The organism is Polaromonas sp. P4_F4 (assembly GCF_056401355.1).
Genome location: NZ_JBFUJO010000016.1, coordinates 17,493 through 40,271 on the forward strand (window position 1 = coordinate 17,493; position 22,779 = coordinate 40,271).

Annotated in this window: 20 protein-coding genes and 1 tRNA gene; 11 read left to right on the forward strand and 10 right to left on the reverse strand. The window is 61.0% G+C overall.

The annotated features are described in order from the left end of the window. The 4 genes from glmM to AC1DUR_RS16665 form a co-directional block, all read right to left on the reverse strand. Positions 1 to 1,332, reverse strand: coding sequence for a phosphoglucosamine mutase (gene glmM / locus AC1DUR_RS16650; protein WP_477717246.1), 1,332 nt, complete (start codon positions 1,330 to 1,332; stop codon positions 1 to 3). A 176-nt stretch (positions 1,333 to 1,508) separates the two neighbouring features. After that, the gene (folP, locus tag AC1DUR_RS16655; RefSeq protein ID WP_477717247.1) at positions 1,509 to 2,366 is read right to left on the reverse strand and encodes a dihydropteroate synthase; all 858 of its coding nucleotides are present in this window, start codon (positions 2,364 to 2,366) and stop codon (positions 1,509 to 1,511) included. A 117-nt stretch (positions 2,367 to 2,483) separates the two neighbouring features. Then, positions 2,484 to 4,406: an ATP-dependent zinc metalloprotease FtsH gene (gene ftsH / locus AC1DUR_RS16660; protein WP_477717248.1), complete on the reverse strand. Its 1,923-nt coding sequence runs from the start codon at positions 4,404 to 4,406 to the stop codon at positions 2,484 to 2,486. A gap of 166 nt (positions 4,407 to 4,572) precedes the next feature. Beyond that, complete coding sequence (locus AC1DUR_RS16665; protein ID WP_477717249.1) at positions 4,573 to 5,316, reverse strand: RlmE family RNA methyltransferase; 744 nt, start codon at positions 5,314 to 5,316, stop codon at positions 4,573 to 4,575. A 42-nt stretch (positions 5,317 to 5,358) separates the two neighbouring features. On the opposite strand from AC1DUR_RS16665, the gene AC1DUR_RS16670 reads away from it, so the two are divergent. From AC1DUR_RS16670 to AC1DUR_RS16680, 3 genes are all read left to right on the forward strand, one after another. Further along, positions 5,359 to 5,832, forward strand: coding sequence for a YhbY family RNA-binding protein (locus tag AC1DUR_RS16670; protein ID WP_477717250.1), 474 nt, complete (start codon positions 5,359 to 5,361; stop codon positions 5,830 to 5,832). A gap of 142 nt (positions 5,833 to 5,974) precedes the next feature. After that, positions 5,975 to 8,035 (forward strand): M3 family metallopeptidase, encoded by a 2,061-nt coding sequence (locus tag AC1DUR_RS16675; RefSeq protein ID WP_477717251.1) that lies wholly within the window; start codon positions 5,975 to 5,977, stop codon positions 8,033 to 8,035. Positions 8,036 to 8,115: 80 nt separating this feature from the next. Next, on the forward strand, positions 8,116 to 8,766 hold the full coding sequence (locus tag AC1DUR_RS16680; protein WP_477717252.1) for a glutaredoxin family protein: 651 nt from the start codon (positions 8,116 to 8,118) through the stop codon (positions 8,764 to 8,766). 36 nt (positions 8,767 to 8,802) lie between these two features. Here AC1DUR_RS16680 and rpiA read toward each other — a convergent pair whose 3' ends face one another. After that, entirely contained in the window at positions 8,803 to 9,486 is a 684-nt protein-coding gene (gene rpiA, locus AC1DUR_RS16685; protein WP_477717253.1) for a ribose-5-phosphate isomerase RpiA, read from the reverse strand. A 109-nt stretch (positions 9,487 to 9,595) separates the two neighbouring features. Here rpiA and AC1DUR_RS16690 point away from each other — a divergent pair, with 109 nt between their 5' ends. The 8 genes from AC1DUR_RS16690 (at position 9,596) to AC1DUR_RS16725 (ending at position 19,195) form a co-directional block, all read left to right on the forward strand. Continuing rightward, positions 9,596 to 10,648, forward strand: a complete 1,053-nt coding sequence (locus AC1DUR_RS16690) for a quinone-dependent dihydroorotate dehydrogenase (RefSeq protein WP_477717254.1) — start codon at positions 9,596 to 9,598, stop codon at positions 10,646 to 10,648. A 305-nt stretch (positions 10,649 to 10,953) separates the two neighbouring features. Further along, entirely contained in the window at positions 10,954 to 12,171 is a 1,218-nt protein-coding gene (dapC, locus tag AC1DUR_RS16695; RefSeq protein ID WP_477717255.1) for a succinyldiaminopimelate transaminase, read from the forward strand. A 23-nt stretch (positions 12,172 to 12,194) separates the two neighbouring features. Further along, positions 12,195 to 13,034 (forward strand): 2,3,4,5-tetrahydropyridine-2,6-dicarboxylate N-succinyltransferase, encoded by an 840-nt coding sequence (dapD, locus tag AC1DUR_RS16700; RefSeq protein WP_477717256.1) that lies wholly within the window; start codon positions 12,195 to 12,197, stop codon positions 13,032 to 13,034. A gap of 48 nt (positions 13,035 to 13,082) precedes the next feature. Next, the gene (locus tag AC1DUR_RS16705) at positions 13,083 to 14,273 is read left to right on the forward strand and encodes a PilT/PilU family type 4a pilus ATPase (protein WP_477717521.1); all 1,191 of its coding nucleotides are present in this window, start codon (positions 13,083 to 13,085) and stop codon (positions 14,271 to 14,273) included. A 23-nt stretch (positions 14,274 to 14,296) separates the two neighbouring features. Continuing rightward, the gene (gene dapE / locus AC1DUR_RS16710) at positions 14,297 to 15,586 is read left to right on the forward strand and encodes a succinyl-diaminopimelate desuccinylase (RefSeq protein WP_477717257.1); all 1,290 of its coding nucleotides are present in this window, start codon (positions 14,297 to 14,299) and stop codon (positions 15,584 to 15,586) included. After that, positions 15,583 to 16,473, forward strand: a complete 891-nt coding sequence (gene prmB, locus AC1DUR_RS16715; RefSeq protein WP_477717258.1) for a 50S ribosomal protein L3 N(5)-glutamine methyltransferase — start codon at positions 15,583 to 15,585, stop codon at positions 16,471 to 16,473. The genes dapE and prmB overlap by 4 nt, the downstream gene beginning before the upstream one ends. A gap of 95 nt (positions 16,474 to 16,568) precedes the next feature. Further along, the gene (locus AC1DUR_RS16720) at positions 16,569 to 18,599 is read left to right on the forward strand and encodes an ABC-F family ATP-binding cassette domain-containing protein (RefSeq protein ID WP_477717259.1); all 2,031 of its coding nucleotides are present in this window, start codon (positions 16,569 to 16,571) and stop codon (positions 18,597 to 18,599) included. Positions 18,600 to 18,655: 56 nt separating this feature from the next. Further along, positions 18,656 to 19,195: a hypothetical protein gene (locus AC1DUR_RS16725; RefSeq protein WP_477717260.1), complete on the forward strand. Its 540-nt coding sequence runs from the start codon at positions 18,656 to 18,658 to the stop codon at positions 19,193 to 19,195. Between the two features lie 170 nt (positions 19,196 to 19,365). On the opposite strand, the gene AC1DUR_RS16730 is transcribed toward AC1DUR_RS16725, so the two are convergent. From AC1DUR_RS16730 to AC1DUR_RS16750, 5 genes are all read right to left on the reverse strand, one after another. Further along, positions 19,366 to 19,575 carry a DUF1059 domain-containing protein gene (locus tag AC1DUR_RS16730; protein ID WP_477717261.1) on the reverse strand — a complete coding sequence of 70 codons (210 nt, stop codon included), beginning with the start codon at positions 19,573 to 19,575 and terminating at the stop codon, positions 19,366 to 19,368. A 297-nt stretch (positions 19,576 to 19,872) separates the two neighbouring features. Beyond that, the gene (locus AC1DUR_RS16735; protein WP_477717262.1) at positions 19,873 to 20,175 is read right to left on the reverse strand and encodes a hypothetical protein; all 303 of its coding nucleotides are present in this window, start codon (positions 20,173 to 20,175) and stop codon (positions 19,873 to 19,875) included. A 457-nt stretch (positions 20,176 to 20,632) separates the two neighbouring features. Beyond that, positions 20,633 to 20,708, reverse strand: a tRNA-Lys gene (locus AC1DUR_RS16740). A gap of 78 nt (positions 20,709 to 20,786) precedes the next feature. Then, positions 20,787 to 21,632 (reverse strand): tRNA threonylcarbamoyladenosine dehydratase, encoded by an 846-nt coding sequence (locus AC1DUR_RS16745; RefSeq protein ID WP_477717263.1) that lies wholly within the window; start codon positions 21,630 to 21,632, stop codon positions 20,787 to 20,789. A gap of 20 nt (positions 21,633 to 21,652) precedes the next feature. Next, positions 21,653 to 22,777, reverse strand: coding sequence for a YeeE/YedE family protein (locus AC1DUR_RS16750; RefSeq protein ID WP_477717264.1), 1,125 nt, complete (start codon positions 22,775 to 22,777; stop codon positions 21,653 to 21,655). Positions 22,778 to 22,779: the final 2 nt, after the last annotated feature.

Below are 22,779 nucleotides of genomic sequence, written 5' to 3' on the forward strand. Positions count from 1 at the left end.
TCAGGAGCGCACCGTATCAGCCACACGCTCGGCACAGGCTTTGGCCTGCTGAGCGTCGCGCGCTTCGACCATCACGCGCAGCAGCGGTTCGGTGCCACTCGCACGAATCAGCAAGCGGCCTGTGTCGCCCAGTTCGGCTTCCACCGCTTTGGTCTCAAGCGCCAGTTTTTCGCTGGCTTTCCAGTCCTGCCCGGGCTTGAGCCGCACATTGACCAGCGTCTGGGGAAAGAGCACCACATCGCCCAGCAACTGGGCAATGGTTTTCCCGCTGCGCACACAGGCCTGCAATACCTGCAGCGCGCTGATCAGGCCATCGCCGGTGGTGTGTTTGTCCAGCGCCAGCAAATGGCCCGAGCCCTCACCGCCCAGCAGCCAGCCACGCTTTTCGAGTTCCTCCAGCACGTAGCGGTCGCCAACCTTGGCGCGCACAAACTCGACTCCCCTGCTTTTCAGGGCCAGCTCCACGGCCATGTTGGTCATCAGCGTGCCGACCGTGCCCGGCACTTTCTCGCCGCGCGCCAGGCGTTCGCTGACCATCAGGAACAGCACCTCATCGCCGTTGAAAAGCCGTCCTTCGGCGTCCACCATCTGCAGGCGGTCGGCATCGCCATCGAGTGCAATGCCGTAATCGGCCTGGTTGGCCCTGACTGCCGTGATCAGCGCATCAGGATGGGTCGCGCCGACCTCGTGATTGATGTTCAGGCCATCAGGCGCGCAGCCGATGGCGATCACTTCGGCACCCAGTTCATGAAAGACCTTGGGTGCGATGTGATAGGCCGCCCCGTGGGCACCGTCCACCACGATCTTCAGGCCCTTGAGCGTCAGGTCATAGGCAAACGTGCTCTTGCAAAATTCGATGTAACGCCCCGCCGCATCGTCCAGGCGGCGCGCCTTGCCCAGCGTCGCCGAATCTGCCCATACCGGCGGTTCCTCCAGCGTCGCCTCCACGGCCAGTTCCCACTCGTCGCTGAGCTTGGTGCCCTGGGCGCTGAAAAACTTGATGCCGTTGTCGGGGTAGGCATTGTGGCTGGCACTGATGACGACCCCCAGACTGGCACGCTGGGCCCGCGTGAGGTAGGCCACGCCGGGGGTTGGCAGCGGCCCGAGAAGCACCACGTCCACGCCAGCGGAGTTGAAACCGGACTCCAGCGCGCTTTCGAGCATGTAGCCGGAAATCCGGGTGTCCTTGCCAATCAGTACGGTCGGGCGTGATTCCGTTCGGCGGAGCACCCGGCCCACCGCATGTGCCAGCCGCAGCACAAAGTCAGGTGTGATGGGCGGCTGGCCCACCGTGCCGCGAATGCCGTCGGTGCCGAAGTATTTTCTGGTCATGTTTCTTGTCCCTGTGAAGCCTGGTTGTGCAGGAAGTGTGTGCCTATTTTAGGTTTGCAGGCTCGGTCGTTCGCCCAGATTCGCCCAGGAGAAGTGTCAGGCGTTGTTTCGAACGCTTTCCCTCGGGGGAAAAACTCGGCAAGCAGCGGCAAAGTACAGAAACAAACGCAGGCAACTTAACTGCTCGCAGCCGACCATACCTTCAGGGCCTGAACGGTTTCGCGCACATCGTGCACGCGCACCACCCGGGCTCCCCGCTCTACGGCCAGCAAGGCGGCCGCCACGCTGGGCACCAGGCGGTCCTCAATCGCCAGCGGGGCGTCGGCTGGTGAAGTGCTGCTCACCGCCACCAGTGACGATTTGCGAGACCACGCGGCCAGCAGCGGGTAGCCAGCGGCCAGGAACTCCCGCTGGCGTGCCAGCAGCGAAAAATTCTGTGCCACGGTTTTCCCGAACCCCACACCCGCGTCGAGCACGATGCGGGCCCTGTCAACGCCGGCGGATTGCAGCTCGCGCGCAGCATGCTCCAGAAACGACAGCACCTGAGGCACCACATCCCCTTCCATGGGGGCCATCTGCATGGTTTGCGGCTCGCGATGCATGTGCATCAGGCAGACGCCGCAGCTCGGGTGACCGGCCACGACCTGCCTGGCGCCCGGCTGGCGCAGGGCCCAGATGTCGTTGATGATGTCGGCGCCCAAATCCAGCACAGCCTGCATGACCTCGGGTTTGTAGGTATCTACCGAGAGCGGTACGCCGAGAGTGGCCGCGTGGCGAATAACCGGCAACACGCGCGCCAGCTCGTCCTGAAGCGGTACCGGCGACGCGCCGGGGCGGGTTGATTCGCCGCCGATGTCGAGCATGTCGGCACCGTCGCTGATCAACTGCTCGCAATGCGCGAACACCCCGGAAAACCCGCCGCTGCGCGTGAAGTACTTGCCACCGTCGGAAAACGAATCGGGCGTGACATTGACGATGCCCATCACGCGCGGCTGCGACACATCAATTTGAAAACGTGAGGTTTGCCAAATCACGAAGCTGTCTTCCTGAAAATGAGCCGTGAGGCTGTTGTGGTACAAAGCCCGCGACAAAGAAAAAACCGGGGACTGGCCCCGGTTGTCATGACTTGCGGACGGTCTTCAACTGATCGATCAGGCCACCGTGGGCGCTGGATCCGTGCTCACCGCCGGTGTACCGCCGCTGGGACCACCACCGCCGCCCACGGAGGAGTTGCGCGGTGTCCAGTCCTTGGGAGGACGCGGTTCCTTGCCGGCAATAATGTCGTCCAGCTGCTCACCGTCAATGGTTTCCCACTCAAGCAGGGCTTTGGCCATGGCGTGTATCTTGTCCTTGTTGTCTTCGATCAGCTTGCGCGCCTGGGCGTACTGCTGGTCGATGATGCGGCGCACTTCGCCATCAACCTTTTGCAAGGTTGCTTCGCTCATGTTGTTCGTTTTGGTAACCGAACGGCCCAAAAACACTTCGCCTTCGTTCTCGGCATACACCATGGGGCCCAGAGCCTCGGTCATGCCGTAACGCGTCACCATGTCGCGGGCCAGTGCCGTGGCACGTTCAAAGTCGTTGCTCGCGCCAGTGGTCATCTGGTTCATGAAGACTTCTTCGGCAATACGGCCGCCAAACAGCATGCTGATCTGGCTGAGCATGTACTCGCGGTCATAGCTGTAGCGGTCCTGTGCCGGCAGGCTCATGGTCACGCCCAGCGCACGGCCGCGCGGGATGATAGTGACCTTGTGCACCGGATCGCACTTGGGCAGCATCTTGCCAAGCAGCGCGTGGCCGGATTCATGGTAGGCCGTGTTCCTGCGCTCTTCCTCGGGCATCACCATGCTCTTGCGCTCGGGGCCCATGAGGATCTTGTCCTTGGCTTTTTCGAAGTCCTGCATCTCCACGGTGCGGGCATTGCGGCGCGCAGCCATGAGGGCGGCTTCGTTGCAGAGGTTGGCCAGGTCGGCACCGGACATGCCGGGCGTGCCGCGGGCAATCACGCTGGCGTTCACGTCCTGGCCAAGCGGGACCTTGCGCATGTGCACGTTCAGGATCTGCTCGCGGCCGCGAATGTCGGGCAGCGTCACATACACCTGGCGGTCAAAGCGGCCGGGGCGCAGCAGCGCAGCGTCCAGAATGTCGGGGCGGTTGGTGGCAGCCACCACGATCACGCCTACATTGGTTTCAAAGCCATCCATCTCGACCAGCATCTGATTCAGCGTCTGTTCGCGCTCGTCATTGCCACCACCCAGGCCTGCGCCACGCTGGCGACCCACGGCGTCAATTTCGTCGATGAAAATGATGCAGGGGGCGTTTTTCTTGGCATTCTCGAACATGTCGCGCACGCGGGCCGCACCCACGCCGACAAACATTTCGACGAAATCAGAACCGGAAATCGAGAAAAACGGTACTTTGGCTTCGCCGGCAATACCTTTGGCGAGCAGGGTTTTACCGGTCCCCGGAGGGCCCACCAGCAGCAAACCGCGCGGAATACGACCGCCCAATTTCTGGAATTTTTGCGGATCTTTCAGGAAGTCGACAACTTCCTTGACCTCTTCCTTGGCTTCGTCGCAGCCGGCCACGTCGGCAAAGGTCACTGGATTGGTGGACTCATCAAGCATGCGGGCCTTGGACTTGCCGAAGCTGAACGCGCCGCCCTTGCCCCCGCCCTGCATTTGCCGCATGAAATACACCCAGACGCCAATCAGCAGCAGCATCGGGCCCCAGCTGACCAGCAGGGTCATCAGGAGGGAACCTTCTTCGCGGGGTTTGACGTCAAACTTGACGTCATTGGCGATCAGGTCACCCACCAGGCCGCGGTCCAGGTAAGTTGCCGTGGTGCGGACCTTGCGGTCGTCGGTAGTCGTGGCGGAGATCTCGGTGCCGCCCTGACCTTCAGCAATGGTTGCCGTCTTGATGCGCTTGCCCCGCACCTCCTCCAGAAACTCGGAATAACCCAAGTAGTTGGAGCCTGCGCCACCACGTGTATCAAATTGCTTGAAAACGGTGAACAGCACCATGGCGATCACCAGCCAGATTGCAATTTTTGAAAACCACTGATTGTTCAAGGACTACTCCGATGAAAGGGCCGAAAGAACCCAAAGCCGATGAGATGGCACATGCGACCGATTTTAGGCGTTTCAAGGACAAAAACGACAAGAAGCCGGCTTACGTCCCTTGGTTTGAAGCGGTTTTAAGTGACTTTTGGCACTTCCGGCCGGCTTTCAGGCCGGCTCAGGCACTCTCAGACACTGTGTCAGCCCGTTTTTTGAGCCCCTTGCCAACCAAAAAGGTTTCAGAAGAATTGGAACGCGACGCTTTGGGCTTCATGGGCTTGACCACCTTGAAAGTGGCCCTGAACAGCTTGACCAGCTCGTCATAGCCGCTTCCGTGAAACAGTTTGACCACCAGCGTGCCGTCCGGTTTCATCCGGTTCTGGGCAAACTCCACCGCCAGCTCCACCAGGTGGGCAATGCGTGCCGCATCCGCCGACTCAATGCCCGAAAGATTCGGGGCCATGTCCGAAATGACCAGGTCAACCTTGACCTGGCCCTTGTCCGTCGCCAAAGCCTGCTCCAGTTTTTGCAGCACTTCCGGCTCCCGGAAATCGCCCAGAATGAACGTCACGCCCTCGATGGGTTCCATCGGCAGCATGTCCAGGCCAATGATGCGGCCGTTAAGTTCACCCGCAGCAGCCCCGGTGGGCGAAAGCTTGCGCCGCACATACTGGCTCCAGGCGCCGGGCGTGCTGCCCAGGTCCACCACGCAATCACCCGGCCTGATCAGGCCCAGGGTTTCGTCAATTTCCTTGAGTTTGTAGGCCGCACGGGCGCGATAACCCTCTTTTTGGGCAAGTTTGACGTAAGGATCATTGATGTGCTCATGCAACCACGCTTTGTTCACCTTTTTGCCCTTGGCGCTCACCTTTGGGCTGTCCTTGATGTTGTCCTTGGGGCTGTTCTTGGGATTTACTTTCATGCCGGCTATTGTCCTCCTGTGGACTCCACCGATAATTGGCGAATGGCTCAAATTCAACTTACCCCCGCCCAGCGCAAAGAACACCGCGCCGAGGCCCATCATCTCAACGCGGTCGTCATGATCGGCTCCGACGGGCTGACCGCTGCCGTTCAGAAAGAAACTGATGCGGCCCTCAACGCGCACGGGCTCATCAAGGTAAGGGTGCAGTCCGACGACCGCGCCAGCCGCGAAGAAATCTTTCAAACCCTGGCAAACGAGCTCAATGCCGCACCTATCCAGCACATCGGCAAACTGCTGGTGCTGTGGCGGCCCATGCCGCCCAAGGAAAAGAAAATCAACGAAGACCGCATGCCCGGTCCGCGCGATGTGAAAGTGCTGAAGAACAGCTCGCGTTACGGCCAGCGGCCCGAGGTCAAAACCCTGCGCGTGCTCGGCAACCAGCGCCTGACGCCGGGCGGTACCGTCAAACGCGCCAAGCCCAAGCAGCGCAGCATCAAGAAAAGCTCACAGGACTAGCCCGCCGGTCGCCAGCGGTGCGGGTACGCCCCGCGCAGAGGGCGGAAGGCGCGATCGCCGCAATCGCCGCAATAGCGACATTCCTGTTGCACGGATCTGGTGAGCCCCTTAGATTTCAAGTTTTCGCCCACAGTTAGACACCATGACCAACCCCCTTCTCGACTTCTCCGACCTCCCGCTGTTTGACCGTATCCAGCCCGAGCATGTGGGCCCGGCGGTCGACGAACTGCTGGTCAAGGCGGATGCCGCGCTGGAACAGGTGACCGCGCCCGGCTTCCCGGCCTCCTGGAGCGATATCGCCCGTGTGCTGGATGTGGCCACCGAGAACCTGGGCCGGGCATGGGGCGCGGTCAGCCACCTGAACAGCGTGGCCGATACACCCGAGCTGCGCGCCGCCTACAACGCTGCCCTGCCACGCGTGACCGAATTCTGGACACGCCTGGGCGCTGATGAGCGCCTTTACGCCAAATACAAGGCCATTGATCCGGCCGCGCTGAACGCTGAACAGCGCCAGGCCCACAAAAATGCCATTCGCAACTTTGTGCTGTCGGGCGCTGAACTCATCGGCGCCGCCAAGGAGCGCTTTGCCAGGATCCAGGAGCGCCAGGCCGAGTTGAGCCAGAAATTCAGCGAGAACGCGCTGGACGCCACAGACGCCTTCGCTTACTACGCCAGGGCGGATGAAGTGGCCGGCATTCCCGAGGATGTGCTGCAAACGGCGCGCACCCAGGCAGAAGCCGAGGGCAAGCCTGGCTACCGGCTCAGCCTGAAGATGCCGAGCTACCTGCCCGTCATGCAATTTGCCGACAGCAGCGCGCTGCGGGAAACCCTTTACAAGGCCTATACCACCCGCGCCAGCGACCAGGCGCCGGCCGAATTTCGCCAGTTCGACAACAGCGCCGTCATGCGTGAAATTCTGGCGCTGCGCCTTGAAGAGGCCCGGTTGCTGGGCTACCGAAATTTTGGCGAAGTGTCGGTGGTGCCCAAGATGGCCAAATCCCCGGAAGAGGTCATCAGCTTTCTGCGTGACCTGGCCCGGCGCGCCCGCCCCTATGCGGAAAAAGACGTCACTGACCTGCGCGCATTTGCGGCCGAGACGCTGAACCAGCCCGATCCACAGCCATGGGACTACGCCTACATCGGCGAAAAGCTCAAGGAAGCCCGCTACGCCTTCAGCGAGCAGGAAGTCAAACAGTATTTCACCGCCCCCAAGGTGCTGGCGGGCCTGTTCAAGATTGTCGAGACCCTCTTTGAAGTGACCATCCGCAAGGATTCCGCGCCCGTCTGGACACCAGGCGTTGCGTTTTATCGCATTGAGCGCAACGATGAGCTGATAGGTCAGTTCTATCTGGACCAGCCGGCCCGCACCGGCAAGCGCGGGGGGGCCTGGATGGACGATGTGCGCGCACGCTGGTTGCGCCCCGACACCGACAAGCTGCAGACGCCCGTCGCGCATCTGGTCTGCAATTTTGCCGATGGTGTTGGCGGCAAGCCTGCCTTGCTGACCCACGACGATGTGACCACGCTATTTCACGAATTCGGCCACGGCCTGCACCACATGCTCACGCAGGTCAACGAGCGTGACGTCTCCGGCATCAGTGGTGTCGAATGGGACGCGGTCGAACTGCCCAGCCAGTTCATGGAGAACTTCTGCTGGGAGTGGGACGTGCTCAAGCACATGACGTCTCATGTCGAAACGGGTGAACCCCTGCCACGCACGCTGTTTGAAAAAATGCTGGCCGCCAAGAACTTCCAGAGCGGCATGCAGACCCTGCGCCAGGTCGAGTTTTCACTGTTCGACATGCTCTTGCATACCTCGCACAACCCCTCGGATGACCTGATGGACCTGCTCCATGAAGTGCGCAGGGAAGTCGCCGTGATTCCGGCCCCGCCCTACAGCCGTACCGCACACACCTTCAGCCACATTTTCTCCGGTGGTTATGCGGCGGGTTACTACAGCTATAAATGGGCCGAGGTGCTGTCTGCCGACGCTTATGCGGCCTTTGAAGAAACTGCGGCGGCACCGGCTTCATCCGTTGGCGAAGATGTCAGCAAGACAACTGTAACGGTGGAAACCGGCAGAAAATACCGACAAGCCATACTGGAGGCCGGCGGAAGCCGCCCGGCCATGGAGTCGTTCAAAGCCTTCAGGGGCCGGGAGCCGTCCATTGATGCCTTGCTGCGTCATCAAGGCATGGGTTAGAAACGTTATAAGCTCTGGACTGAAAATTTGTACTTGTGACCGACTGGAAAACCATGAGACTCAATGCTGCTAAATCCTTGATGCCCAACGCTCTCCTGGCCCTGGCATTCGCCGCGGGCAGTCTTGTTTCACCGCTGTCGCAAGCCCAGCAGGTGTACCGGATCGTGGGGCCTGACGGCAAAGTGACCTTTTCCGACCAGCCACCGCCCGCCTCCAGCAACGCCAAAGTCAGCGGCGCCAACACCAGTCCGGGTGGAAGCGCCGCTCCGACGGGCCTGCCCTTCGAGTTGAGGCAGGTTGCCACCAAATACCCTGTTACCTTGTACGTCGGCGACAACTGCGGGCCTTGCGGTGCAGGTCGATCCCTGCTGACCAGCCGCGGTATCCCGTTTACCGAAAAAACGGTCAATACGACTGAAGACGGCAAAGCACTTCAGCGTTTGAGCGGCGATACGTCGCTGCCCTTCCTGACGATCGGAAGCCAGCAGCTCAAGGGATTTTCTGATAGCGAATGGACCCAGTTCCTCAACGCTGCCGGCTACCCGGCATCGTCGGTATTGCCTTCAAGTTACCGCCCCCCGGCAGCTACGCCGCTCGTGACCGCTATCACGGCCCCTGCAGCAGCGACTGGTGATAGCGCCACGGCCCGTCCGACTCCCGTCCCACCCACCACCGCTGCCCGCCCCGCGCCGCCACCTTCCAATGAAAACCCGGCCGGCATCAAGTTTTAAGCAGGCTGGCCCGTCACCTCGGGCCAAAAACCGCGGTTAAAACGCCAGGGTCCTGACACCGTCCGACGCCCCCAGCAGGCACACATGAGCCTTCTGGAAGGCAAACACCCCCACCGTCACGACCCCTGGCCACTGGTTGACCTGGGACTCAAACCCCAGGGGGTCGGTGATCTTCAGGCCGGTCACATCCAGAATATGCTGGCCGTTGTCGGTCACCAGCGGCTCCCCGCCCTCCGCTCCACCTTTAGACCGCAAGGTCGCCGTGCCACCCAGCGCAGCAAACTGACGTGCAATGCGCCTGGCAGCCATGGGGATCACCTCCACCGGCAAGGGAAAGCCGCCCAGCGTCTGGACCAGCTTGGACTCGTCGGCAATGCAGACAAATTTGCGTGACTGCGCCGCCACAATTTTTTCGCGCGTGAGCGCCGCGCCACCGCCCTTGATCATGTAGCCCGCGTGGTCGATCTCGTCGGCGCCATCGATGTACACCGCCAGCTCATCCACTTCGGTGGCGTCAAAAACCTTGATGCCAATGGCCTGCAGGCGTTCGGTAGACGCCACCGAGCTGGAAACCGCCCCGGCAATGCGGTCCTTCATCGTTGCCAGTGCATCAATGAATTTGTTGACGGTGGAGCCCGTGCCCACGCCGACAATGCTGCCAGGTTCCACGTAATGCAGGGCGGCCTGGCCAACCAGGGCTTTGAGTTCGTCTTGAGTCATGTTGGGTCTGTAAAGGTGGGAAGTTGGTTTTTGCGACAATCGGAGCCGATGTCCGGGCCCTGCCCGGGCTATCCACAGCAAGCTGCTTCAAATCAAGTCGAATTATCCAATGTCCCTGCTCCCCTACGCCCTGGCCCGTCCCTTTTTATTTGGGCTAGACCCTGAAACGGCCCACGAGTTGACCATGGCCTCGCTGGCACGCACCCAGGGCACGCCGCTGTCATTGGCGTGGTGCTCCAGCCGCGTGAACGACCCAATCGAGCTGGCCGGCCTGAAATTCTCCAACCGCGTGGGCCTGGCGGCCGGGCTGGACAAGAATGCCCGCTGCATCGACGGCCTGGCGGCCATGGGGTTTGGCTTTGTCGAAGTCGGCACCGTCACGCCCAAGGGCCAGCCCGGCAACCCCAAGCCCCGCATGTTCCGCCTGCCGGAGGCCAATGCGCTGATCAATCGCCTGGGCTTTAACAACGAAGGGCTGGACGCCTTCCTGGCCAACGTGCAGCAGTCCCGCGTTCGCAGGCAGAACACGCCCAACCCGCTGGTTCTCGGCCTGAACATCGGCAAAAATGCCGCCACGCCGATTGAAAACGCGGTGGACGACTACCTGGTGTGCCTGGACGGCGTGTACCCCCATGCCGACTATGTCACCGTCAACATCTCCAGTCCCAACACCAAAAACCTGCGCGCGCTGCAAAGCGACGAAGCCCTCGACGCGCTGCTGGGCCGGATTGCCGAACGCCGCGAATCACTCGCCAGACAACACGGCAAACGCGTGCCGATTTTTGTGAAGATCGCACCCGACCTTGACGAAGCCCAAGTCGACGTGATCGCCGCCACGCTGAAGCGCCACGCCATGGACGGCGTGGTTGCGACCAACACCACCTTGAGCCGCGACGCTGTCAAGGGCCTGCGCCATGCCGAAGAAGCCGGCGGGCTGAGCGGCGCGCCAGTGCTCGAAGCCAGCAACCGCGTCATCCAGCAGCTGCGCGCCACGCTCGGCGCAGGCTTTCCCATCATTGGCGTGGGCGGCGTGATGAGCGGACGGGATGCCGTCTCCAAAATCAAGGCGGGTGCTGACGTCGTGCAGATTTACACCGGGCTCATCTACAAGGGCCCGGAGCTGGTGAACGAAGCCGCACTCGCCATCAAAAAGAGTCGTTGACCCGGATAGTCCAACAAAAGGAAAACTACTCGCTACTCGCTACTCGCTACTCGCCCGCAGCTCGAATCGGGCGCTGTGTCCGTTACGTCAGGGGAGTCCAACCCGAATCGCATGCGCTTCGCTGCAGCCTGCCGGGTTGAGGCCTAAACGCCGGCGAACTTATGGCGACCCGCCCTGCCGTGAAGAAGCAACTACTGTGATGGTTTTGCTTTGCAAGGCTCTTTTTTCCGGTGCGCCCACCATGGCGTACCTGCGGGCGCGACGCCGCCCAGCCAACCCAGCGCCAAGGCTGGATAATCTGCGCTATGAATCCCCTGCTTTCCCGCCTCCAGCCCTACCCTTTTGAACGTCTGCGCCAACTGCACGCCGGCGTCACCCCCAACCCGGCCTACCGGCCCATCAGCCTGGGCATTGGCGAACCCCGGCATGCGACGCCGCAACTCATCAAGGATGCCCTGACGGCCAGCCTGAGTGGCCTGGCGAGCTACCCCGGCACCCTGGGTGAGCCCAAATTGCGCCAGGCCATGAGCGACTGGCTGGCCCGCCGCTATAGCCTGACGATTGACCCGGCCACGCAAATCCTGCCGGTCAACGGTTCGCGGGAGGCGCTTTTTTCACTGGCGCAGACGGTGCTGGACGCCAGCAAACCGGGCGCCACCGTGGTTTGCCCCAACCCTTTCTACCAAATCTACGAAGGCGCCGCGCTGCTGGGCGGAGCGCAGACCTGGTTTGCGCCCAGCGACCCGGCACGGAACTTTGCGGTGGACTGGGCGGGTGTGCCCGAGGCCGTGTGGGCCAAAACCCAGTTGGTGTTTGTCTGCTCGCCCGGCAACCCTACCGGCGCGGTGATGTCGCTGACGGAGTGGGAGCTGCTGTTCAAGCTGAGCGACCGGTACGGCTTTGTGATCGCCTCGGACGAGTGCTACAGCGAAATCTACTTCCGCGAAGGCGACGCTGGAGGGGCGCCGCTGGGCGGGCTGCAGGCCGCGGCGCAATTGGGCCGGCATGACTTCCAAAACCTGATCTCGCTGACCAGCCTGTCCAAGCGCAGCAACGTGCCGGGCCTGCGCAGCGGTTTTGTGGCGGGCGATGCGGCGCTGATCAAACCCTTTTTGCTCTACCGCACCTACCACGGCAGTGCCATGAGCCCGGTGGTACAGGCCGCCAGCATTGCAGCCTGGAACGACGAGCAGCATGTGGTGGACAACCGCGCCCTGTACCGCGAAAAGTTTGCCCGAGTGACGCCACTGCTGGCCTCGGTGATGGAAGTGGCCCTGCCCGATGCCGGTTTCTACCTGTGGGCTGGCATACCTGAAATATTTGGGGGCTCGGACACCGAATTCTCGCGCGAGCTGCTCGCTCTTTACAATGTGGTGGTGTTGCCGGGCAGTTACCTGGCGCGCGATGCCCAAGGCCATAACCCCGGCGCCGGCAGAATCCGCATGGCACTGGTGGCGGAAACCGCCGAATGCGTGGAAGCGGCGGAGCGTATCGTTCAATTCATTCAATCCAAAGCTCGCTGAAAAACTTAACGAAGACTCACTCCATGACTCAAGACAACCTGCAAAGCACCCTCCAGAACACAATCGACGCGGCCTGGGAAGATCGCGCCAACCTGTCGCCCAAATCAGCCCCCAAAGAAGTGCTGGAAGCGGTTGAGCACACCATTGCCCAACTCAACAGCGGCAAGCTGCGCGTCGCCACGCGCGAAGGCGTGGGCCAGTGGACGACGCACCAGTGGATCAAAAAAGCCGTGCTGTTGAGCTTTCGCCTCAAGGACAACCAGCTCATGCGCGCCGGTGAACTAGGCTTTTTTGACAAGGTGCAGACCAAGTTTGCGCATCTGAGTGAGGAAGAAATGCGCGCCACCGGCGTGCGCGTGGTTCCCCCTGCCGTGGCTCGCCGCGGCAGCTACATTGCCAAGGGCGCGATTTTGATGCCCAGCTATGTGAACATCGGCGCCTGGGTCGGCGAAGGCACCATGGTCGACACCTGGGCCACCGTGGGCAGCTGCGCGCAAGTCGGCAACAATGTGCACCTTTCCGGCGGCGTGGGGCTGGGCGGCGTGCTGGAGCCCTTGCAGGCCAACCCGACCATCATTGAAGACAACTGCTTTATCGGCGCTCGCTCCGAAGTGGTCGAAGGCGTGATTGTTGAAGAAAACTCGGTAATCTCCATGGGCGTGTACATCGGCCAGAGCACGCCGATTTACGACCGTGAAGCGGACACCGTCACCTACGGCCGCATTCCGGCCGGCTCCGTCGTGGTGTCGGGCAACCTGCCGAAGGCCGGCGGCAAGTACAGCCTGTACTGCGCCGTGATCGTCAAGCGGGTGGATGCCAAGACGCGCGCCACGACCAGCCTGAACGACCTGCTGCGCGATTGATTTGCTGACACCTGAAAGGATAAATTGATCATGACTGAAGGCCGGACAATGAGCACGATGGAGAGGATCCTTCGTTTGATGGCGGATAAAAAAGCCTCGGATGTTTACCTGTCGGCTCATTCGCCCGCCCTCATCAAGATCAATGGCCAGGCCATTCCCATCAATGCCCAGATCCTGCCGCCCGACGCGCCGCGCAACCTGCTGGCCGAAGTGCTGCCGCCCGAACGGATCGAAGAGCTCGAGGAAATGGGCGAGCTCAACATGGCGCTGCCGATTGCCGGGCTGGGCAATTTCCGCATCAGCGGTTTCCGGCAGCGCAGCACCTATGCGGCGGTGATTCGCTTCATTCCGAATGAAATCCCTGCGCTGGACACCCTGAACGTGCCGGCCATCCTGTCCAGCCTGATCATGGAAAAACGGGGCCTGCTGCTGATGGTGGGCTCCACCGGCGCAGGCAAGAGCACCACGCTGGCGGCCATGATGGACCACCGCAACGAAACCACGCTGGGCCACATCCTCACCATTGAAGATCCGGTCGAATTCCTGTTCACCAACAAGAAATCGGTGGTCAACCAGCGCGAGGTGGGCAGTGACACCCAATCCCTGCAGGTGGCGCTAAAAAATGCGCTGCGCCAGGCGCCTGATGTGATCCTGATCGGCGAAATCCGCGACCGCGAAACCATGTCGGCCGCCATTGCCTATGCGCAGTCGGGCCATTTGTGCCTGGCTACGATGCACGCCAACAACAGCTACCAGGCGCTGAACCGCATCCTGAGCTTTTACCCGGTGGAAGTGCGCCCGACCATGCTGGGCGACCTGGCCGCGGCGCTCAAGGCCATTGTGTCGCAGCGCCTGCTGCGCACACAGGACGGCGCCCGCACGCCGGCGGTGGAAGTCATGCTCAACACCAAGCTGGTCGCCGAACTGATCGAAAAAGGCGACTTCTCCGGGGTCAAGGAGGCCATGGAAAAATCCATGGCCGAGGGCTCGCAGACCTTTGAACAGGACATCGCCCGGATGATCGTGGAAGGCACCGTCACGCGCAAGGAAGGCATCCTGCATGCGGACTCGCCGACCAACCTGATGTGGCGCCTTGAGAACGACTTTGCCGGAGCAGCCAAGGACAAGGCGGCGAAGGAAGCCGAGGAAGAGCCGGATGATGAGGCCTCGTTCACCGAGATTACCCTGGACGTTCACCACGGCTCGAAATACGGCACCACGGGCTTCGGTTCGCTTTGAGCACGGCCCCGTCAAGCTTTTCTATGTCAGCTACCCTTCGACTCACCGAACAACTGATTTCCCGGCCGTCCGTAACACCGCTCGACGAGGGCTGCATCGACCTCCTTGCCGCCAGGCTTGGTGCGCTGGGCTTTGTGTGTGAGCGCATGGACAGCGGCCCCGACAGCTTCCGGGTTGTCAACCTGTGGGCAAAGCGCGAAGGGTTTAGCCCTTTGGCCCAGCAGAACCGCGGGCAGTCAGCTCCAAAATCAGTAGCAGATCAGGTTGAGGCCCATACGACGCCCGTCAAGACACTGGTTTTCGCGGGCCACACCGACGTGGTGCCCACCGGTCCGCTGGAGCAATGGCATAGCCACCCGTTCACGCCCAGCCACCGCGACGGCCGGCTGTACGGCCGCGGCGCCGCCGACATGAAGACCTCGATTGCCGCCATGGTTGTTGCGGTCGAGGAATTTCTGGCGGCTCACCCGCAGCCCGGGCTGTCAATTGCCTTCCTGCTCACCAGCGACGAAGAAGGTCCGGCCACCGACGGAACCGTGGTGGTTTGCGAACAACTGAAGGCGCGCGGCGAAATATTGGACTACTGCATTGTGGGTGAGCCGACATCGGTCAGCCATCTCGGTGACATGATCAAAAACGGCCGGCGTGGCACCATGAGCGGCAAGCTGACCATCAAGGGGGTGCAGGGCCATATCGCTTACCCGCATCTGGCCAAGAACCCAATTCACCTGTTTGCCCCGGCCCTGGCAGAGCTGGTGGCCACCGAGTGGGACCAGGGCAATGCATTTTTTCCGGCCACCAGCTGGCAGGTGTCCAACGTGCATGGCGGCACCGGCGCGTCAAATGTGATTCCGGGCGAGCTGGTGGTGGATTTCAACTTCCGGTTCTGCACGGAGTCCACGCCCGAGAGCCTGCAACATCGCCTGCAAGCGGTTCTGGACCGGCACGGACTCGACTACGACCTGAAATGGACAGTGGGCGGCCTGCCTTTTCTGACGACACCCGGTGAACTGGTCAATGCGGTACGCGGCGCGATCCGCACCGAGACGGGCCTGGACACCGAGTTGTCCACGACAGGTGGTACCAGCGACGGCCGGTTCATTGCCAAAGTCTGCCCGCAGGTCATCGAATTTGGCCCGCTCAACGCATCCATCCACAAAATCAACGAATGTGTGGACGTGAGCTCGCTCGACCCCCTCAAGAACATCTACAAGGGCGTCCTGGAGCGGCTGGCTGGCGTGGCAGGCACGGCAAGTGTGGCGGACGTAGTTGATGGTGTGGCTGATTTGGCGTCCTCGGCGTCCGCGCCATGAGTTCTGCGATGCCTGTTACGGTGCTGGCGCTGATCGAGCAAATGGCCGCCAGGCTGGAAGCCGCGGGGCTGAGCTTTTCCAACGGCTTTGGGCAAGGCACGACCAATGCCTTTGACGAAGCCGCCTGGCTGGTGCTGTGGAAGCTGGGCCTGCCGCTGGACGACCTCGATTCGGTGGAAAATAGCCCGGTGGCCTCTGCAGATATTGAGCAGGTAGCCATGCTTTTTGAAGCACGCATCAGCACCCGCAAACCCGCTGCCTACCTCACCCACGAAGCCTGGCTGATGGGCTTGCCCTTTTACGTCGACGAGCGCGTGATCATTCCGCGCTCCCTCATTGCCGAGTTGCTGGTCGACGCCAGCATCGACCCCTGGCTGGGCGAGAACACCCGCCGCGTGCTGGATTTGTGCACCGGCAACGGCAGCCTGGCCGTCCTCGCAGCCATGACCTATCCCGACGTCACGGTCGATGCCGCCGACATCAGCCTGGACGCGCTGGCCGTGGCTCGCATCAATGTGGAGCGGCATCATCTGCAGCAGCGGATCACGCTGATCGAATCCGATGGCCTGACCGCCTGTCTCGGTCCTTATGACCTGGTTTTGTGCAATCCACCCTACGTCAATGCCGCCAGCATGGCCGCCTTGCCCGCTGAATTCCGGGCCGAACCCGGGCTGGCGCTGGCCGGCGGCGCCGATGGGATGGACTTCATTCGAAGCCTTTTTCTGAACGCGGCTCGCCATATGAGCGAAAATGCCGTCTTGGTGCTGGAAATCGGCAACGAGCGCGGGAATTTTGAACGCGCTTTCCCTCACCTTGAACCGCTCTGGTTTGAAACCAGCGCCGGGAGTGATCAGGTGATGCTTCTCACACGCGAACAGTTGGCCTGAAGCGCTGGCCCGGAATTTGTGCCTGGATCGATGGAGGCGCAATGCGCCCCCCAATAATTTTCCTGATCGTGATTGATCTTGAGTCAGTGTTTTAAATGATTACCCTAAAAAATGTGGTGCTGCGTCGTGGCGCCAAAGTGATTCTTGACAACGCATCTGTCAGCCTCAACCCTGGCGAGAAAATCGGCCTGGTGGGGCGCAATGGCGCGGGCAAATCCTCGCTGTTTGCCATGCTCAATGGCACGCTGCACGAAGATGGCGGCGAATATTCCATCCCCGCACAGTGGCGCATGTCCCAGGTCGCGCAGGACATGCCCGAGACCGAGCAAAGCGCCACCAGCTATGTCGTCGAAGGTGATGTGGTCCTGCTGGCCGCGCAGGCTGAAGTGGACGCCTCCGAGGCCAGCGGTGACGGCGACCGCATGGCCCACGCCTATATGGATCTGTACGACGCTGGCGCCCATGATGCCCAGGCACGCGCACAAGCACTGATTCTGGGCCTGGGGTTCAAGGTCAGCGAGCTCGACAACCCGGTCAACAGCTTCTCGGGCGGCTGGCGCATGCGCCTGCAGCTGGCGCGCGCACTGATGTGCCCCTCCGACCTGCTGCTGCTGGACGAACCGACCAACCACCTGGATCTGGATGCGCTGGTCTGGCTGGAGGCCTGGCTCAAGCGCTACCAGGGCACCATGCTGGTCATCAGCCATGACCGGGAGTTTCTGGATGCGGTAACCGACGTCACGGTGCACATTGAAAACGCCAAACTCACACGCTACGGCGGCAACTACAGCAAGTTTGAAGACCTGCGTTCGGAACAGATGGCCTTGCAGCAGACCGCTTTTGCGAAGCAGCAGGACAAGATCGCCCACCTGCAGAAGTTCATTGCCCGCTTCAAGGCCAAGGCCAGCAAGGCCAAACAGGCACAAAGCCGGGTCAAGGCGCTGGACCGCATGGAGAAAATCGCCCCCCTGCTGGCCGAAGCCGACTTCACCTTCGAGTTCAAGGAGCCGGCCAACCTGCCCAATCCCATGCTGTCGATGCAGAACGCCTACTTTGGCTACCCGCCGCCCGAAGACGCGCCCGATGGCACGCCGCCCACCGTCATCGTGCAAAACGTCAGCAAATCAGTGCTGGCCGGCCAGCGCATCGGCATCCTGGGCGCCAACGGTCAGGGCAAATCGACCGTGGTCAAAACCATAGCACGGGCGCTGGCGCCGATCAGCGGCGAGATGACCGAAGGCAAGGGCCTGAACATCGGCTATTTTGCACAACAGGAGCTGGACGTGCTGCGTCCGGCCGACACGCCACTGGAGCACATGATTCGCCTCGTCAAAGAGGTCACCGCAGCCGGGAAAATCAGCGGGCAGCAAACCCGCGAGCAGGACCTGCGCAGCTTCCTCGGCATGTTCAATTTTGGTGGCGACATGGTCAAGCAGGCCGTGGGCAGCATGAGTGGCGGCGAGAAAGCCCGCCTGGTGCTGTGCATGATCGTCTGGCAGCGCCCCAACCTGCTGCTGCTCGATGAACCTACCAACCACCTGGACCTGGCCACGCGCGAGGCGTTGTCGATGGCGCTCAATGAGTTTGAGGGCACCGTCATGCTGGTCAGCCATGACCGGGCACTGCTGCGCGCCGTCTGTGACGAGTTCTGGATGGTCTCGCACGGCGGCGTTGCCCCGTTTGACGGTGACCTCGACGACTACCAGCGCTACCTGCTCGATGAAGCCAAGCGGCAGCGCGAAGAAGCCAAAAAGTCGACCACCAATGGGGTTGCAGCAGCGGTTACGGCCAGCGCCGCAAAAACCATGGCAAACAGCCCAAATTCCAGTGGGCTCAAAGCCGGCTCTGATGCCAAAAAACCGCCTCATAAAAAGGATGATGCCCAGCGCCGCCAGCAGCAATCCGACGCCACCAAACCCCTGCGCAAGGAATTGGAAAAGATAGACAGCCGGATGCAGTCCCTGAACACCGAGCGTGACAGCCTGCAAACCGCACTGACCACTATCACCGCGCCGGCGGAAATCGCCCAGGCCGGCAAACGCCTCAAGGCCATTGACAACGAAATCGGCACGCTCGAGGAACGCTGGCTGGAACTGACCGAGCAGATTGAAACTGCCACGGTGTAAAGTAGCTTCATCCAGCGCCCATCGACTTTTCACGCGCTTGAAAAAAGGGTCCTGAAATGCCTGCTGCTACCGTACTGAACAAGGCACCCAATGATGCAGCACTGGAGGCTGCCATCAAGCGCAGCCGCCAGCTGCTGAATCGGCGTGCCATGGTCGCCGCGGTCGCCAGCGCAGTGCCCGTTCCTGGTCTCGACTGGGCCGTCGATGCCGCCCTGCTTTCACGACTGATTCCGGAGATTAACGCGGAGTTTGGCCTGACACCCGCGCAACTGGACCAACTCAACCCCAGCAAGCGGGAGCAGGTCCAGAAAGCAGTTGCCATGGTGGGTTCGGTACTGATCGGAAAATTCATCAGCCGTGATCTGGTGATCAAGGCTGCGAGCAGCCTGGGTGTGAGGCTGACGAGCAAGCAGGCCGCCAGGTTCGTCCCCCTGGCGGGTCAGGCCTTCTCGGCCGTGATAGGCTATGCAGCCATCCGCTATTTTGGCGAGGAGCACATCCGCGACTGCGTGCGGGTGGCCCAGACCGCAGGGCTTTTGCCGCCACCGCGCCCACCCAGCGCTACGCGCACCCGAAAGCAATGGGTTCAGGCGTAACTCGCTGCCCCGGTAGTGCCCCGACGCCATACGCATCGATTCGAGCAGCGCATAAGCGCTTCCCGCACATGCCGTGCGCCTCGCCCGAGGAGTACGGGCGCCGTATTTCGGCAAGGCAGATTGCATCGCCTGCCCCCATCCAGGCGGACAGGCAAAGCTGATCCAGGGGTCTACTTGGCTGGAGCCTCGACAGGCGGCGTGCCGACCTTGAACAATTGCTGAAGCTGCGAGCGTAATTCCGGCGTATCCTGGTGCTGATGGATGGCGACCGCATGCTGTACCGCGGCCTCCAGCAACTCCTTGTCAGAATCGGCAGCCAGTGCCACCGTGCAATTCATGGTGCTGGGAAATTCCCGGCAATCAATATATTTGCGTGTCATTTCAACCTCCTCATCAAGCAAATGATGGCAAGGCTCGGATCAAGGCGTAGTTCACGATTGAATGGCGTCTACCCGGGCGAAGTGCAAATGCGGACTGGCCGCCATTAGTTATAGTTAAAAATCCCATTTCACGCAAGGCGCCACCGGGCGACAAGATCACCGCCTTTGGGGGAAATTTGACTGCTTTTCATCCTCCTCGCAAGAGGAATGCGTGAATACGGAATGGTCTGGAGCGAAGCCACCGGCCCAAACAGTCCTGCGGGCCTGAGCCATTGGCGCTTTGCCGCTCGCGAACCTCTAAAACTGGGGCGGCAATTCTGAAGCCGGGGCTTCTTTTTGCTGCCGATAAAACTGATCAGGCAAGTAGTCTGGATTGACGGATAGCACTGACAGAGCCGTATGCTCCAGGGTCGCGCCGCCAAATTTCAGTGGTGCATTCAGCTCCAACTCAAGCCTGGTCACGAACAAGGCTGCAAGTGCGAGCAGCATTCCTATGCCAAACGGCACGCCAATTCTTTTGACAAGCAACACAAACGTTGGGTGCAATTCCATCCATTCGCGAGAGAGCAGATGAGGATGAGGATGAGGAATATCAGACATGATTTCTCCTGGATGCTGACGTGATTTTTTGTACCCAGGCAGTTCGCTGTGTCGATCGCGAATACCGCATGAATACCGGATAGACACTAGGCCGCATTAGCCAAAAAGACTATGTAAATAATTGGAGTGTGTTTTTACCCATACTCCAAAAAAGGCAGTCCGGAGCGGCATCACAGTCCTGCGCTTTTTTTTTAGCCCGGTGTTTCTTTCAACGAGCTGTACTTGTTGTACTTGTGAACAGCGCTCCACATAAGAAACTTAAGGCGCAAGGCGATCAGTTCGTGGAAATTTGATTGCAGGGAGCAGCTGTAAATTCGAATTGTGCATCCAGGCACTGAAGCCAGGTGACATGTTCACTCAAGCGAGAAATAGTGTCGCCAGACCGTCACCAGAGCATGAATAAAAAAAGCCCGCTATCTTTTCAGTAGCGGGCTTTTTAGTGCCTGTAAGGCGTATTTGGTGGGGCCTGCGGGGGTCGAACCCACGACAAACGGATTAAAAGTCCGCTGCTCTACCAACTGAGCTAAGGCCCCAAGGATTTCTCCCGGGTCGTACTGCGTTTAGTGCAGAACAGCCTCAAATTATAGCGTCATTTTTTAGCTCTTTGCAAACTACTCAGCAATTTTGCCAAGTACCCAACCGGTCGCGCAAAATCCGAAGGTGGATGTGACGCTGACGACTGATCCATAACCGTGGCAATTGAGGCTGCCATCGCTCTGCGCGGGTGCCTCGCATTGTGGCGCCAGCGCTTCTGCCTCGCTGTTTTCCTGTTCATTCAACGCGCTCACGGCTGCAGGCTGCAGCACCGGCTCACGACTGAAAACGCAGGCCACGCCGATCTTTCCCTGACGGGATGCACCATGCTGCTTGCGCAGGCGGTAGCGCAACTGCGCCAGCAAGGGGTCGTGTGTGACCAGCGACAGGTCTTCAATGTCGACACGGTGGGCGAGCCGCTTGCCGCCTGCGGCGCCCACGCTGATCAGGGTGATCCGGTTCCTGATGGCCCATGCGGCCATGGCCGTTTTGGCCCTCACCTGATCACATGCGTCGATAACGGCCAGCTGCTTGCCGTCAAATCCGCTGTCCAGCGCAAGGAGGCCGGGCCAATTGCCTTCATCGACAAACTCCTCAATGCAGTCCACCCGGCAAGCCGGATGGATGGAGGCGATGCGCTCGCGCATTGCCTGCACTTTGGCCTGCCCCAGTGTGTTGTCGAGCGCGTGCACCTGGCGGTTGATGTTGGATTCGGCAATGTGGTCAAAATCAATCAGGGTGATGCGGGCCACACCGCTGCGGGCAGCAGCTTCAGCGGCCCACGAGCCCACCCCGCCCACGCCCACCACCACAATATGCGCTTCACGAATGCGCCGGGCGCCCGCCGCGCCGTACAGCCGCGCGAGACCGCCGAAGCGTCGCTCCAGGTCGGGCGGAAACAGCTCTGCGCCGGATGTCGTCATGGTGCTGTTGGGGATTGGGTTTACAGGGAACGCTCAAGCTGCCAGATCTGGTACTTCAATCCGGCTGCGCAGCCGGCCAATATGGCAGCGAGTGCGACAAAACTGGTGGCGCTCAGGGTGGAGATTCCCGACAGGCCCTGCCCGACTGTGCAGCCCATGGCACACACGCCGCCCACCCCCATCAATGCGGCGCCTGCGAGATGGTTGGCGGTGTCCTGCACATCACGGAAACCTTCCCAGCGGAAGTTGCGTGAGAACAGCGAATACACGGCAGAGCCCGCCACGACACCGAACACCGACACAATGCCCAGCGTGAGGACCTTGCTTTTGTCGCTGAAAAACATGAACCAGTCCAGCGTGTAAGCCACTGGCGAAACAAAGCTCATGGCTTCCGCCCTGCCGGAGTTGGTGGCGATAAAAGCCTCCTGCAGGGTTTCGGGATGTTCGGCTACATAACCCAGGCTGCCACTGACCCACCACATGCCGGCGATGACGGCACCGATGCCCAGACCGCCCAACAGCGGGTCGAGGCGGCGAAAATCCGCGCCGCACAAGGCCCAGACAATCAGGCTCACGCCAATCAGCAGGGCCAGCCCGAGACCGGCTGTAGCAGGCGCCACACCGATCGCACTGGCCATCCAACTGGGTGCCGAAGCGTTGGCCGTGAACTCGACGGCCACCCGGTCCAGCGTGGCCACGCGAACTACAGCGGTAATGCCTTTGAGCGTGGCAAATGCGGCGATGCCCATCACGGCAAAAACCACCAGTGATTTGAGACTGCCGCCACCGATCCGCACCAGCGTCTTGCTGCCGCATCCGGAAGACAGTGCCATGCCAAAACCGAACATGGCACCACCGACGAGCGCAGAGAGCCAGATGAAGCGGTTGGATGCGTACAGCGTTTTGGCCGGATCAATGAGGCCTGCGGCCGCCATGCCGAAAAAGCCAATCATGGCGACCCCGATCGCCATGCCCCACATGCGCATGCGCGTCCAGTCCCCCATGTTCACGATGTCGCTGACAGCGCCCATGGTGCAAAAATGGGTACGCTGCGCAATGGCGCCAAAAACCATCGAGAGGAGAAAACCAGACCAAAGAACCTGGGTGGTGAGGGTGTTGAGCGCGGCTGATCCGGAAATATCCATTC